The organism is Tabrizicola sp., assembly GCF_041919135.1.
Classification (GTDB): Bacteria; Pseudomonadota; Alphaproteobacteria; order Rhodobacterales; family Rhodobacteraceae; genus Tabrizicola.
In genome coordinates, this window is sequence record NZ_JAYRUJ010000006.1 from 140,795 (window position 1) to 154,756 (window position 13,962).

A 13,962-nucleotide genomic window follows, 5' to 3' on the forward strand; every position below is an offset into this window, starting at 1 on the left:
AAGCGCCACGACGCCATTGCCGGTCAGGGCGCAGCGGCCATCATTCCACCGCGCGGAAAGGCGACGCCCCGGACGACGGCCGCTGATTCCCGGTATCGGATCGGATCCGGGGACCCGATCCGAAATCGCCGGCCGGGTCCGCCCGCCGGGGTCAGGCCCTGAGCCGCAGCCCTTCGGGGTCGAAGGGCGGACGGTCCAGGACGGTGGCCTGGTGCGGCCGGCCGATCACCTGGACCACGACCCGGTCGCCGGGACGCGTCAGGCCGGTTTGCAGGTAGCACAGCGCCAGCGACCGGCCGACCGAATAGCCATAGGCGCCCGAGGTGACCTGCCCGGCCGGGGTGCCGTCGGGCAGGAAGATCGGCTCGCCCCCGGTCGCGTCGGCGTCGATTGCCTCGATCGCGACCATCGCCAGCTGCTGCCGCGCCGGGCGCCCGGCGATGCGGGCATAGGCCTCGCGGTTGAGGAAATCGGGCTTTTCCATCTTGACCAGCCGGTCGAGCGCGCTTTCCTGCGGCCAGTATTCCGGCGAATATTCGCGCCCCCAGCTGCCGTAGCCCTTCTCGATCCGCAAGGACATCAGCGCGCGCGAGCCGACCGGGCCGGCGCCGACCTCCGCCGCCGCGTCGAGCAGCGCGCGGTAGAGCCTGGGCTGGTCCTCGGTCGCGCAGTAAAGCTCCCAGCCGAGATCGCCGGTGAACGAGACGCGCAGCGCCACGACCTCGACCCCCGCCACCCGCATCCGGCGCGAGCGCATGAAGGGGAAGGCGGCGCTTGACAGGTCGGCGTCGGCCAGGCCTTGCAGCAGCGCCCGCGCCTGCGGCCCGGCGACGTTGAAGCCGCCCATCGCACTGGTCATCGAGGCGAAGCTGACCGTCGCGGGCCGCGGCACGGCGTTGAAGAAGCGCAGGTGGAAGCGTTCGGCCATGCCCGAGCCGAAGACCATGAAGCTTTCGTCGCCCAGCCTGGTCACGGTGAAATCGCCGGCGATGCCGCCGCGCCCGCCGATCAGCGGCGTCAGGCAGGACCGCCCGGTTTCCACCGGCATCCGGTTGGCGAACAGCGCGTCGAGCCAGGCGGTCGCGCCCGCGCCTTCGACCCGGTATTTGGCGAAGTTGGAAATGTCGATGATCCCGGCACGGTCGCGCAGCATTCGCGCCTCGCGCCCCACCGGCTCCCACCAGTTCTGCCGTTTGAAGCCGTTGGTCTCGGCCCTGGGTTCGTCGGCTTGCGCATACCACAAGGGATGCTCCCAGCCGGCGTTCAGGCCGAACACCGCGCCAAGCTCCTGCTGCATGCCGTAGACCGGGCGGGTGCGCACCGGCCGGCCGGCGGCGCGTTCCTCGTTCGGGAAATGGATCTTGAAGCGGTGGCTGTACTGGTCCTGCACCCGGGCCCTGGTGAATTTCCGGTCGGCCCAGTCGCCGAAGCGCGCCACGTCCCAGATGAACATGTCCAGGCTCGGCTCGCCCTCGACCATCCATTCGGCGGCCAGCTTGCCGATGCCGCCCGATTGCGAGAAGCCGGGGATGATGCCGTTGCAGCAGAAATAGTTGCGCAGTTCCGGCACCGGGCCGAACAGCACCGCGCTGTCGGGCGACCAGATCATCGGGCCGTTGATGACCTTCTTGACCCCGGCGGTGGCCAGCGCCGGAACCCGGTCGGCGGCGCGCATGATGTTTTCCTCGATGCGGGCAAGGTCGTCGGGGAAAAGCTCGTGGCCGAAGCCCTGCGGCGTGCCGTCCTCGGCCCAGAACCTCATGTCACGCTCATAGGCGCCGACCAGGAGGCCCAACCCTTCCTGGCGCAGGTAATATTCGCCGTCGCGGTCGGCGACCGAGGGCAGGCGCCGGTTCATCGCGGCGATCTCGGGGATGGTCTCGGTCACCAGATACTGATGCTCGGTCGGCATCAGGGGCAGCTCGATCCCGGCCAGCGCCGCGACCTCGCGGCCCCAGAGGCCGGCGGCGTTGACCACCCATTGCGTGCGGATATCGCCCTTGGGCGTGCGGACGATCCAGCTGCCGTCCGGCTGCGGCTCGGTGGCGATGACGGGGGTGAAGCGGTGGATCTCGGCCCCCCGCTTCCGCGCCCCGGCGGCATAGGCCATGGTCACGCCCGAGGGATCGACATTGCCGCCTTCGGGTTCATACATGATGCAGCGGACGCCGTCGAAATCGACCAGCGGATGCAGCCGTTCCGCCTCGTCGCGGCCGACCTCGTAGAAGTTCATCCGGTAGCGGCGGGCCTTGGCTTCCTGAAGCCGCAGCTGGTGTTCGCGGTCCTCGGTCTGTGCGAGGTAAAGCGAGCCCGGCTGGAACACGCCGCAGCCCTGCCCGGTCTCGGCCTCCAGCTCCTTGTAGAGCGACATGGTGTAGTGCTGCAGAAGGCTGATGTTGGTCGAATCGTGCAGCCCGTGGATGTTGGCTGCCGCATGCCAGGTCGACCCCGAGGTCAGTTCGTCCCGCTCCAGAAGCACCACGTCCGACCAGCCGAGCTTGGCCAGATGGTAGAGGATCGAACATCCGATCAGCCCCCCGCCGATGACTACAACCTGGGCATGTGTGCGCATGTGGTATTCCGTTCCTGATCCGAGCTTCGGCCTTGCGGGGCACGCGAGCCTAGGGTGGACTTTTTCCCCACCGGGACGCTACTGGAACTTTGCGCGATAGGCGCCGGGATGGATAAAAAAAACAGGGTCATTACCCAACCCGTTTCAGGGCAAGCGGCTATTGCCCACCGGCCGGTGCCGGGCCGGCCAGCCCGGCGGCGAAGCTTTCCGACTCGGCCAGAAGCCAGTCGCGCACCTTGCGCACCACCGGGCCCTTGGCGGTCGGGCTGTCCAGCAGATAATAGTTCCAGCGGCTTGGCGGGCGGGCGTCGAACGGCTCGACCAGAAGCCCGCGCTCGACGTAAAGCCGCGCCAGCGACCAGGTGGTGACCAGACAGCCCGCGCCGCTGGCGGCAAGCTCCAGCGCGATGTTGGTGGAATTGGTCGACAGCCGCTTGTCGTTGCGCGAAGCGTCGATTCCCAGCGCCGCCGCCATGTCGGGCCAGAATTCCTGCCGGCCGTGGATCGTGATCCAGTCGGCCCTGAGCAGGTCGTCGGGCCGCGTGATCGCGCCGCGCCCCACCACCAGCTCGGGCGCGCAGACCATCACCAGCCGGTCGTCCCACAACTGCGTGGACGAGGCCGGCGGATTGTCATCCCTGCGGATGGCGATGGAAACGTCGGCGATCTGCCCGGTCGGCTGTTCCCAGATGATCCCGTGCACGAGGATCTCGATCTCGGGGTTCTTGCGGCTGAAGCTCGACACCGCCTTGGACAGCCAGTTTTCGGCCAGGCTCGTCGGGCAGGAAATCACCACGGTGCGGTTGCGCCCCGAGGCCAGGACCGCCTCGGTGGCAAAGTCGATCTGCTTGAGCGCGTCGCGCAGCATCGGCAGGAACGCCTCGCCCATCTCGGTCAGCTTCAGGCTGCGCGGATAGCGGATGAAGAGCCGCCGGCCCAGATAGTTTTCCAGGGCCCGCACATGGTTGCTGATCGCGGCCTGGGTATAGCCGAGTTCGTCCGCCGCCTCGGTAAAGCTGAGGTGCCGGGCCGAACATTCGAACGACCGGATGTAGTTCAGCGGCGGGGGCGCTTTGGCGGGCGGTTTCATCCGGCAATCCTCTGGCATGGGCGATGCCCCATCTAGCACCAAGGCGCCGGAAGATGGCATCGTTTTTCTTGGTCATTGGCGCCAGTCTTATCATGTGAAGCGCGACGCCGGGTTGGCAATAGTATATGAAAGCCAAGGAGTGCCGAGCCGGATGATCCTATTTGCGCCACCACTGTCGGAAAGCCGCCGGATGCGGTCGGCCGGGCCTGCCCTGACGTCGGGGATGCGGCGATGAGTTCGGACCGGAAGGGCGGCGGACGGCGGGTGCGCGCGGCGCGCGGCGGCGAGGGCATCGTGCAGCTGCCGTGGCGGCAGGTCCGCAACACCTGCCCGCCGATGAACCTGATCGGCGAGGAGCAGCTGGAGCAGCTGCACCGCAACTCGATACGCATCCTCTCCGAGGTCGGCATCCGGGTGATGAGCGGCAAGGCGCTGGACCTGTTCGAGAAGGCGGGCGCCATCGTCGACCGTGACGAGCAGGTGATCCGGATCGACGAATCGATCGTCAACGCCGCGCTGGCCACCGCGCCCTCAAGCTTTACCCTGACCAGCCGCAACCCGGCCAAGCGGCTGACCCTTGGCGGCGACGCGATGGTGTTCGGGCTGGTGGCCGGTCCGCCCAATGTCCACGATTGCATCAACGGCCGGCGGCAGGGCAACCTGACCGACTACCGGAACTTCACCCGGCTGGCGCATCATTTCAACGCCATCCACATCATCGGCAACCAGGTCTGCGCGCCGATGGAGCTGCCGGCCAATTCGCGCCATCTCGACACCTACCACGCCAACCTGACGCTGAGCGACCTGAGCTTCCATTGCAGCGCCATCGGGCGCGGCCGGGCGCTGGACGGCATCAAGATGATGGCGATCGCGCGCGGCGCCAGCCTTGAGGAAATGCGCGCCGAGCCGGGCGTCATCACCATCATCTCGGTCAACTCACCGCGCCTTTTCGACGACGCGATGGCCGACGGGCTGATCGCCATGGCCGAACATGGCCAGCCGGTGACGGTGACGCCCTTCACGCTGATGGGCGCCATGACCCCGGTGACGCTGGCCGCCGCCCTCAGCCAGCAGAACGCCGAGGCGCTGTTCGGCGTGGTGCTGACCCAGCTTGCCAGCCCCGGCGCCCCCGTGATGTATGGCGCCTTCACCTCGAACGTCGACATGCGCTCGGGCGCGCCCACCTTCGGCACGCCGGAAAACACCAAGGCCAACATCATCAGCGGGCAACTGGCGCGGCGCTACGGGCTGCCCTACCGCACCTCGAACTCGAACGCCTCGAACGCGGTCGATCTGCAAGCGACCTACGAGACGGAAATGTCCACCTGGGGCGCGGTCCTGGGCGGGGCGAACATGATCTACCACGCCGCCGGCTGGCTGGAGGGCGGGCTGACGGCATCCTACGAAAAGCTGGTCCTGGATGTCGAAATCCTGCAGAACATGATGGCCTTCCTGGAACCCGTGTCCTTCGCCGAGGACGATCTGGGGTTCGACGCCATCCGCTCGGTCCCATCGGGCGGCCATTTCTTCGGCGCGGAACATACGATGGCCCGCTACGACACCGCCTTCTACCGGCCGATGCTGTCGAACTGGCAGAACTTCGGCAGCTGGCAGGACGCCGGATCGCGCGACGCCTTGCAGCGGGCGACCGACATCTGGCAAAAGGCGCTGGCGGAATACGAGGAACCCGTGCTCGACCCCGCGATCCGCGAGGAGCTTGACGCCTATGTCGCCAGGCGCCGCGAGGAGATCGGGGGCGGCGAGCCATGACCGGCCCCCTGCCCTTCCGCGCCCATCGACCCTCGCAGGCTTGCGGCACCGCCGGAGCCGCCTGATGGAGACGATCCAGTTCATCGCCGCGAATCTGGACGTGATCGGCCAGCGGATGGTCGAGCATATCGCGATCGTCCTTGTCGCCGTCGGCATCGCCACGGTGACCGCCGTGCCGATCGGCATCGCGATCACCCAGTCGAAAAGCGTGGCCGACACGGTGCTTTACCTGGCCTCGATGATGATCACCGTCCCGTCGATCGCGCTGTTCGGGCTGATGATTCCGCTGCTGTCGCCCATCGGCCACGGCATCGGCTATGTGCCGGCGGTCATCGCCGTGATCCTTTATTCCCAGCTGCCGATCATCCGAAACACCTATACCGCCATCACCAACATCGACCCGGTCCTGCGCGAGGCCGCGCAAGGCATGGGGATGAGCAACTGGCAAAGGCTGCGGCAGGTGGAAATTCCGCTGGCGGTGCCGATCATCATGGCCGGCGTGCGCACCGCGGTGGTGATGAACATCGGCGTGACGGCGATCGCCGCCTATATCGGCGCAGGCGGGCTTGGCACCCTGATCGCCCGCGGCATCAGCCAGACCGACCCGCGGCAGCTTATCGCCGGGGCGCTCAGCGTCTCATTGCTGGCCATCGTCGCGGACCTGTTCCTTGCCATGGTACAGCGCGCGCTGACTTCGAAGGGTATCCGGGGGGAGGCAGGCGCATGATCCGGCTTGAAAACCTGACCAAGCATTTCGGCGAGGGCGCCAACCCGGTCGTCGCCGTCGACGACGTGACGCTGGAAGTGCCCTCGGGCGAGATCTGCGTGCTGCTCGGCCCCTCGGGTTGCGGCAAGACCACGACGATGCGGATGATCAACCGGCTGATCGAGCCGACCAGCGGCAGGATCTTCATCGACGGCAAGGACGTGACCAAGGTCGATCCGATCGCGCTGCGCCGCACCGTGGGCTATGTCATCCAGCAGATCGGCCTGTTCCCGCACAAGACGGTCGAGGACAACATCTGCGTGGTGCCCGACCTCCTGGGCTGGGAACGGGCCCGGTCGCGGGCCCGAGCGCGTGAGTTGCTGGAACTGGTGGGGCTGCAACCCGACCTGTTCCTCAAACGCTATCCGAAAGAGCTTTCGGGCGGCCAGCAGCAGCGGGTCGGCGTCCTGCGGGCGCTGGCCGCCGACCCGCCGCTGATGCTGATGGACGAACCCTTCGGCGCCATCGACCCGATCAACCGCGAGGTCATCCAGGACGAATTCCTGAAGATGCAACGCGAGTTGCGCAAGACCATCATCTTCGTGTCGCACGACCTGGACGAGGCGGTGAAGATGGCGGACAAGATCGCCATCTTCCGCGGCGGCCGGCTGGAACAGTTTGCCACGCCCAACGACCTGCTTGCCAACCCCTGCAATACCTTCGTCGAAAGCTTCCTCGGCGGCGACCGGGCGCTGAAGCGGCTGCGCCTGATCCGCAGCGATGCGGCGATGGTGCGCGATTTCGTTCGCGTCGCCCCCGAGACCACGCTTGGCGAGGCGCGGGCGCGGATGGCGGCGCGGGACGAGCCGGCGGCCATCGTGCTGGACGACGGCGGCAAGCCCCTGGGCGTCCTGACGCGCGACGCGGCCGGCACCGGCGACGGCACGGTTTCCGGGGCCTTCCGGCCCGACCCCGTCGCCGTGCCCGCCGCGACCGACCTGCGCATCGCGGTTTCGCTGATGCTGACGCACGATCTGCCGGCGCTGGCCTGCGTCGATGGCGAGGGCAAGGCCGTGGGGAGCCTGACCTATCGCTCCATCGTCACCACCCTGCGCGCCCACGGGCCCGAGGCCGGCCGATGAGCGCGGCAGACACCCCCCGCACGCCGGTCGCCGCCAGGATCGCCCCGGCCCTTGTCGGGACGGCGGTGCTGGCGGTGGTCTGGTGGCTCTGGTCCTCGGGGATGGCCGACGAGATCATGGTCTACAAAAGCGACATCACCTATCTGAGCGTGCAGCATCTCAAGCTGGTGGCCTGGGGCGGCGCGCTGTCGATCCTGGTCGCGGTGCCGATCGGCGTGCTTCTGTCGCGCCCGTCGATGCAGCGCGTGGCAAACGCGATCATGCAGGTCTTCAACATCCTCGGCACCGTGCCGACGCTGGCCAAGCTGGCGCTGTGCATGTCGCTTCTGGGCATCGGGACCTTGCCCGCGATCTTCGGGCTGTGGACGGCGACCCTGCTGCCCATCGTGCACAACACCTATTCGGGCCTGAAGGCCGTGCCCGCGCATCTGATCGAGGCCGCCACCGGCATGGGCATGACCCCGCGCCAGGTGCTGTGGCGGGTCGAGTTTCCCAACGCGCTTTACGTCATCTTCGGCGGCATCCGCACGGCGATGGCGATCTGCATCGGCTCGGCGCCGCTGGTCTTTCTGATCGGGGCCGGGGGCCTGGGCGAACTGATCTTCACCGGCATCGCACTGGATGAACTGCCGATGATGCTGGCCGGCGCGATCCCCACCGCCCTTCTGGCCGTAGGTGTCGATTTCCTGCTTGGCCAGGCACAGTACCATCTGATCCCGCGCGGGATCAACCCATTGAGATAACACAGAAAACAGAAGGAGGAAGACCGATGAACTTCATGTCGAAACTGGCGAAGGGCCTCTTGTCCACGGCGCTGGCGCTGGCCGTCGCCGCCCCGGCCATGGCCGAAGGCAAGATCACCGTCGGCGGCAAGGGCTTTACCGAGCAGCTGATCATCGCCGAGATGACCAAGCAACTGCTGGAAAAGCACGGCTATACCGTCGACAAGAAGGACGGCATGGGCACCAAGATCCTGCGCGCCGCGCTGGAGAACGGCGAGGTCGATCTTTACTGGGAATATACCGGAACCTCGCTGATCACCTTCAACAAGGTGACCGACCGCCTGTCGCCGGAAGAAACCTACGAGCGTGTCAAGCAGATGGACGGCGAAAAGGGGCTGGTCTGGCTGGCGCCCTCCAAGGCCAACAACACCTATGCCTTCGTGGTGCGGCCGGGCAATCCCAAGACCGACAACCTCAACACCATCTCGGACATGGCCGCCGCCTACCGCGATGGCGTCGAGATCCAGATGGGCACCAGCGCCGAGTTCCCCAAGCGTCCCGACGGGCTGCTCGGGCTGGAAGAAACCTATGAGTTCGAGGCCGGCCGCGCCAACGTGCATCCGATGGACCTGGGCCTGACCTATCCGGCGCTGGCCAATGGCGATCTCGACACCATCTCGGCCCAGGCGACCGACGGCCAGATCGCGGCGCTGAATCTGCGTGTCCTGATCGACGACAAGGGCTTCTTCCCGAACTATGCGCTGACCCCGGTGGTGCGCAAAGAGGTGCTGGACCAGCACCCCGACCTCAAGGACACGCTGGAGGCGGTATCGACCAAGCTTGATGACGCCACCATGCAGCGGCTGAACAGCGAGGTCGCCGTCGACAAGAAGACGGTCGAAGCCGTCGCCGCCGACTACCTCACCTCCATCGGCATGTGATGCCGTCCTTCCGGGGCCCGTCGCAGGGCCCCGGACCCCCGACACAAGGCCCCGGCCAAGGAATCCATCGACAATGGTCAAGATAACCGACGTTCGCGTCCGCCCCCTGGTCCTGCCCCTGCGGCAGCCCTACCACTGGTCCTATGGCATCCGCGAGACTTTCGCGGTCAACCTGATCGAGATCCACACCGACCAAGGCGCCGTCGGCATCGGCGAATGCACCGTGGCGCCGGACCAGACCGGCACCGCCGCGATCCTGCGCCGGCTGGGTGCCCACCTTGTCGGACAGTCGCCCTATGACGCGGCGCCCCTGATCGCGCGGATGTTCCATCAGGAATACCTCGGCCACGGCGCCAACTACATGCGCGCCTCCAACCAGATGTTTTCCGGCATCGACATGGCGCTGTGGGACCTGCAGGGCAAGCTGGCCGGTCTGCCGGTGCACAAGCTTCTGGGTGGCGCGCATCGCAAGAAGGTGGGCTACTTCTACTTCCTGCAGGGCGAGACGGCCGAGGAACTGGCCCGCGACGCGGCCCAGGGCTATGCCAATGGCGAGCGGGTGTTCTACCTCAAGGTCGGACGCGGCCAGCAGATCGACCTTGAAATCACCGCCGCCGTCCGCCGCGAGATCGGCAACGCCCGCCTGCGCCTCGACGCCAACGAGGGCTGGAGCGTCGTCGACGCCATCAACATGTGCAAGAAGCTGGAAAAATACGACATCGAGTTCATCGAGCAGCCGACGGTCAGCTGGAGCATCGCGGCAATGGCGCAAGTGCGGGCCTCGGTCGGCATCCCCATCGTCGCCGACCAGGCGGCCTTCACCCTTTATGATGTCTACGAGATCTGCCGGCAGAAGGCGGCCGACATGATCTGTATCGGCCCGCGCGAGATCGGTGGCATCCAGCCGATGCTGAAGGTGGCGGCGGTGGCGGAATCCGCCGGGTTGAAGATCTGCATCCATTCCTCGTTCACCACCGGCATCACCACCTGCGCCGAACATCACATCGGCCTTGCCATCCCGAACCTCGACGATGGCAACCAGATCATGTGGCAACTGGTGCAGAAGGACATCGTGAAGTCGCCGGGGCTCGCCCCCGTCAACGGCTGGCTGGAGGCGTTCCAGGGCCCGGGCCTCGGCTTCGAGCTGGACCCGGACCTGGTCGCGGAAGGCGAGCGCCGGTATTCCCAGCGATGAGCCCGACGATCAGGGTCACGCCCGCCGAGATCGAACGCGCGGTCGGCGCCGCCCTGATCGCCCACGGCGCCACCGAGGCCAACGCGGCCCCGGTGGCGTCGGCCATCGCCCGGGCCGAGGCTGGCGGCAACCGGGTCTGTGGCCTGTTCTACGCGCCGGTCTTCTGCGAGCAGATGCAGCTCGGCAAGGTCGACGGCCGGGCGGTGCCATCGGTTGAACGCCGCGACGGCGCGGTTCTGGTCGACGCCGCCTCGGGCTTTGCCCATCCCGCAATCGACGCGGGCCTGCCGCATCTGATCCGGGCCGCGCGCGATCTCGGCATCGCCGCGATGGCGGTACGCCGGTCCTATAACGCGCTGGCGCTTGGCCGGCATGTCCTGCCCCTGGCCGACAGCGGCCTGATCGGCCTCTGCCTCGCGAACGCACCGGCCTCGGTGGCGCCGCCGGGCGCGCGCCGGCCGCTTTTCGGCACCAATCCGCTGGCCTTTGCCGCCCCGGTCGCCGGCGGCCCGCCGATCCTGATCGACCAGAGCCTGAGCGCCGTCACCAGGACCGAGATGATCCTGCGCAAGAACCGGGGCGAGGCGATCCCCGCCGGCTGGGCGCAGGACCGCGAGGGCAGGCCGACCACCGACCCCGCCATCGGCCTCGAGGGCTCGCTCTTGCCGGCGGGCGGGCAGAAGGGCGCCAATCTGTCGCTGATCGTCGAGATCCTCGCCGCCGCGCTTACCGGCGCGCGGCTGAGTATCGAGGCCAGCGGATTCTCCAACAGCGAAGGCGGCCCGCCGCATGTCGGCCAGTTCCTTCTGGCCATCGACCCCGACTGTTTCGCGGGCCACCGGGTCGCCGCCGCCCTTGCCGATCTGGCCACCGGCTTCGAGCAGGCCGGGGTCCGTCTGCCCGGACGGCACCGGACAGAGCCCGGCCCGGTCGCGGTCGACGCAGGCCTGTGGGCGCGGGTGTTGTCGCTGGCATAGGGGCGCGCATCGGATCCGGTGTGATCCGGAGTTGGCCCCTCGCCGATCTCGGCGATGGACGCACCATCGGGTCGCTGGAGCATGGCGATGATCTGCGCCTGCTCGATGCCCGCGCGAATGGCGACGGGTTTCGTGGTGTCGGTGTCGTCGGGCGTTTGCGCCGGTCCGACCTCGGCTTCGCCCTTACGCGCGCGGACGATGGCACTGGCCACAACCGGCGCGATCCGGATCGCCCGCAGGGCGCTGGCCGTGCGATAGCCCACGCGGCGCCCCCCGCCCGCCTGATCAGGAGGGATTTCTGCCTTGCACGATGCGGTCCAGAACGACGGCGCACATGAGGATGGCAAGCCCGGCGAGGATGCCCTGGCCGACCGCCGCATATTGCAGGGCGGACAAGACGTCCTCGCCCAACCCTTTCGCACCGATCAGCGAGGCGATGACCACCATCGACAGGCACATCAGAAGCGTCTGGTTCACCCCGGTCATGATGGACGGCATCGCCAGCGGGATGTCGACCTTGAAGAGAAGGAACCTTCTGGACGCGCCAAAGGCGGTTGCGGCCTCGCGGACAGGCTCGGGCACGCTGGCGATGCCAAGGGCGGTCAGGCGGATCACTGGCGGCATGCCGAAGACCAGCGTGGCGATGATGCCGGGCGGCTTGCCGATGCCGAAGAAGGCGATCACCGGGATCAGATAGACAAAGGCCGGCATGGTCTGCATGAAGTCCAGCACCGGCCGGATCATTGCATAGGCGCGCGGGCTGCGGCCGCACCAGACCCCGACCGGGATACCGATCAGCACGCAGAGCGCGGCCGCCGTGCCAAGCAGCGCGACGGTGGCCATGCTCTTTTCCCAGAAACCGAGGATCGCAAGATAGGCAAGCGCCGCTGCCGAGAAGATCGCAACCCTGCGCCCGGCGACCTGCCAGGCGATCGCCAGGATGGCGATCATGACGATCGGCCAGGGCGTGACGACAAGACCGATCTCCATCAGGTTGAGCAGCGCATTGATCGCGCTTGTGATCCCGGCGAACATCGCGCTCAGGCTGTCCGCCAGCCCCGCGACACCGGCGTCGATGCTGCGCGAGATCTGGTTGCGCAGATCGGTCGCGGCCGGAAACTCCTGCAGCCAGGCGGGCGGCGCGGGGGTGGCGAAGCGGTAGATGGCCAACGGAAAGCAGACCGCCGGCAGAAGCACCGAAAGTGCCACCCGAAGCACCGGCAGGCCGTGGGCAAGGTCCCTGTTGCCGCGCCATTTGCGAAAACGCCGCGCCAGAAGCGCGCTTGCAAAGGCACCGCACGCGCCATGCAGGGCGGCGATCAGCAAGACCCCCGACAGCACAAGGACCGGGGCTTTCGCCCGCTCGGCCCCGGCCTGGTCCCGGGCCTTTGCCGCGGCGGCGGCAATGGCCTCGGCCGAACGCTTCATGCTTTCGCCCAGGGTATCGCCTGCGGCCAGGGCCGCTTCGGCAGCGGTCATCCGTTCGGCGGCCTGCTGGGCCAGGCGATCGGCCCGCAGGATGGCATTGCCGCCGAGATCACCGAAGAGGCCGATGCCGACGAGCACGACCGCGAGCATCTCCATGACGAAGGCCATCCAGAACGCGCCCCACAGCGCGCGGCAGCCCAGCCAGACCGGGCCAAGGATCGCAGCCCAGAGGTTGAACACGATGGCAAGGCCCCTGGTTTCGGCGATGCGGGCGAAGACCCGGGTATAATAGGGCCCGTTTCTTTCGGCGAATTGCGCAACCAGCGCCGCAAAGCCGTCGTCGGTCAAGGCTGCCGCAGTCACCCCTCGTCCCCCTGTATTCCCCGAAGCAGATTCGCCTGGTCGATGACGCCGACAATCCGGCCATCCGAATGTATCGCAAGCGGCCCTTCGGTGGCGGTGGCAAGCCGGATCAGCCCGGAGAGGGTCATGTCCGGGGGCGCAGCCGGCAGGGCCGACAAGTCCAGGGCCTCGGTCCGCCGCGCCTGGTAGGCGTTCGGATCCTCCATGACACTTTGCGCCTGCACGACGTTCAGCCGCGAGATGTTTGCCACGAAGGCCGCGACATAGGCGTCGACCGGATGGGCAACGATTTGTGCGGGGGTGCCGATCTGAATGATCTCGCCATCCTTCATTATCGCGATGCGGGTGCCGATGCGGATCGCCTCTTCGAGGTCATGGGTGATGAAGACCGTCGTCTTGCCCATGTTGCGCGACAGGTGCAGGAACTGATCCTGCAACTGACGGCGGATCAGCGGGTCCAGGGCCGAGAACGGCTCATCCATCAGCAGGATGGGCGGATCGGCGGCAAGAGCCCGTGCAAGGCCGACGCGCTGCTGCATGCCCCCGGAAAGGCTGGAGGGCAAACGGTCGCCCCATCCGCCCAGATCGACCCTGGCCAGCGCCGCCTCGGCAAGCTCGTAGCGGCTTTTCAGGGATTGCCCCTGAATCTCGAGAGGAAGCGAGACGTTTTCCCTCACGGTGCGATGGGGCAGCAGGCCGAAATTCTGGAATACCATGCCGATGCCGGTGGCCCGGATCTGGCGCAGCTCGGCGTCGGTGCGGGTCAGGATGTCCTGGCCCGAGATCAGGATCTGCCCGGCGCTTGGTTCCAGCAAGCGGTTGATGTGGCGGACCAGCGTCGATTTCCCCGAGCCGGACAGCCCCATCACGCAGAAGATCTCGCCGCGATGGACCGAGAGGTTGGCGTCGGAAACGCCAACCACGCAGCCGAATTGCGCCAGGATTTCGGTCTTCGACAAGCCGCGTCTGGCTGCCTCCAGGGCTTCGACGGCGCGGGAGCCGAAGATCTTCCAGACCCCCCTGAACTCGATGACCGTCTCGCCGCCTTCGTTCATC

The 13,962-nt window shown here is 67.3% G+C and carries 11 protein-coding genes; 7 read left to right on the forward strand and 4 right to left on the reverse strand.

Annotated features, from left to right (window positions below; translation table 11 throughout):
• Window positions 1-151: 151 nt before the first annotated feature.
• Together ACE3UA_RS06870 and ACE3UA_RS06875 are read right to left on the reverse strand one after the other, a co-directional pair.
• A complete protein-coding gene (locus tag ACE3UA_RS06870) occupies window positions 152-2,572 on the reverse strand; it encodes an FAD-dependent oxidoreductase (protein ID WP_374643682.1) in 2,421 nt (806 codons plus the stop codon).
• A gap of 157 nt (window positions 2,573-2,729) precedes the next feature.
• Complete coding sequence (locus ACE3UA_RS06875) at window positions 2,730-3,662, reverse strand: LysR substrate-binding domain-containing protein (RefSeq protein ID WP_374643683.1); 933 nt, start codon at window positions 3,660-3,662, stop codon at window positions 2,730-2,732.
• Between the two features lie 231 nt (window positions 3,663-3,893).
• On the opposite strand from ACE3UA_RS06875, the gene ACE3UA_RS06880 reads away from it, so the two are divergent.
• The 7 genes from ACE3UA_RS06880 (at window position 3,894) to ACE3UA_RS06910 (ending at window position 11,115) form a co-directional block, all read left to right on the forward strand.
• Window positions 3,894-5,432 carry a trimethylamine methyltransferase family protein gene (locus tag ACE3UA_RS06880; protein WP_374643684.1) on the forward strand — a complete coding sequence of 513 codons (1,539 nt, stop codon included), beginning with the start codon at window positions 3,894-3,896 and terminating at the stop codon, window positions 5,430-5,432.
• A gap of 64 nt (window positions 5,433-5,496) precedes the next feature.
• On the forward strand, window positions 5,497-6,159 hold the full coding sequence (locus ACE3UA_RS06885) for an ABC transporter permease (protein WP_374643685.1): 663 nt from the start codon (window positions 5,497-5,499) through the stop codon (window positions 6,157-6,159).
• Window positions 6,156-7,280 carry an ABC transporter ATP-binding protein gene (locus tag ACE3UA_RS06890; RefSeq protein WP_374643686.1) on the forward strand — a complete coding sequence of 375 codons (1,125 nt, stop codon included), beginning with the start codon at window positions 6,156-6,158 and terminating at the stop codon, window positions 7,278-7,280. Before ACE3UA_RS06885 ends, ACE3UA_RS06890 begins: the two co-directional genes overlap by 4 nt.
• A complete protein-coding gene (locus tag ACE3UA_RS06895) occupies window positions 7,277-8,023 on the forward strand; it encodes an ABC transporter permease (protein ID WP_374643687.1) in 747 nt (248 codons plus the stop codon). The genes ACE3UA_RS06890 and ACE3UA_RS06895 overlap by 4 nt, the downstream gene beginning before the upstream one ends.
• Window positions 8,024-8,049: 26 nt before the next feature.
• Complete coding sequence (locus ACE3UA_RS06900) at window positions 8,050-8,943, forward strand: glycine betaine ABC transporter substrate-binding protein (protein WP_374643688.1); 894 nt, start codon at window positions 8,050-8,052, stop codon at window positions 8,941-8,943.
• Window positions 8,944-9,016: 73 nt separating this feature from the next.
• A complete protein-coding gene (locus ACE3UA_RS06905; protein ID WP_374643689.1) occupies window positions 9,017-10,138 on the forward strand; it encodes a mandelate racemase/muconate lactonizing enzyme family protein in 1,122 nt (373 codons plus the stop codon).
• Complete coding sequence (locus ACE3UA_RS06910) at window positions 10,135-11,115, forward strand: Ldh family oxidoreductase (protein WP_374643690.1); 981 nt, start codon at window positions 10,135-10,137, stop codon at window positions 11,113-11,115. Before ACE3UA_RS06905 ends, ACE3UA_RS06910 begins: the two co-directional genes overlap by 4 nt.
• 285 nt (window positions 11,116-11,400) lie before the next feature.
• Here ACE3UA_RS06910 and ACE3UA_RS06915 read toward each other — a convergent pair whose 3' ends face one another.
• Window positions 11,401-12,906, reverse strand: coding sequence for an ABC transporter permease (locus tag ACE3UA_RS06915; protein WP_374643691.1), 1,506 nt, complete (start codon window positions 12,904-12,906; stop codon window positions 11,401-11,403).
• The gene (locus ACE3UA_RS06920) at window positions 12,903-13,961 is read right to left on the reverse strand and encodes a glycine betaine/L-proline ABC transporter ATP-binding protein (RefSeq protein ID WP_374643692.1); all 1,059 of its coding nucleotides are present in this window, start codon (window positions 13,959-13,961) and stop codon (window positions 12,903-12,905) included. The genes ACE3UA_RS06915 and ACE3UA_RS06920 overlap by 4 nt, the downstream gene beginning before the upstream one ends.
• Window position 13,962 lies beyond the last annotated feature (1 nt).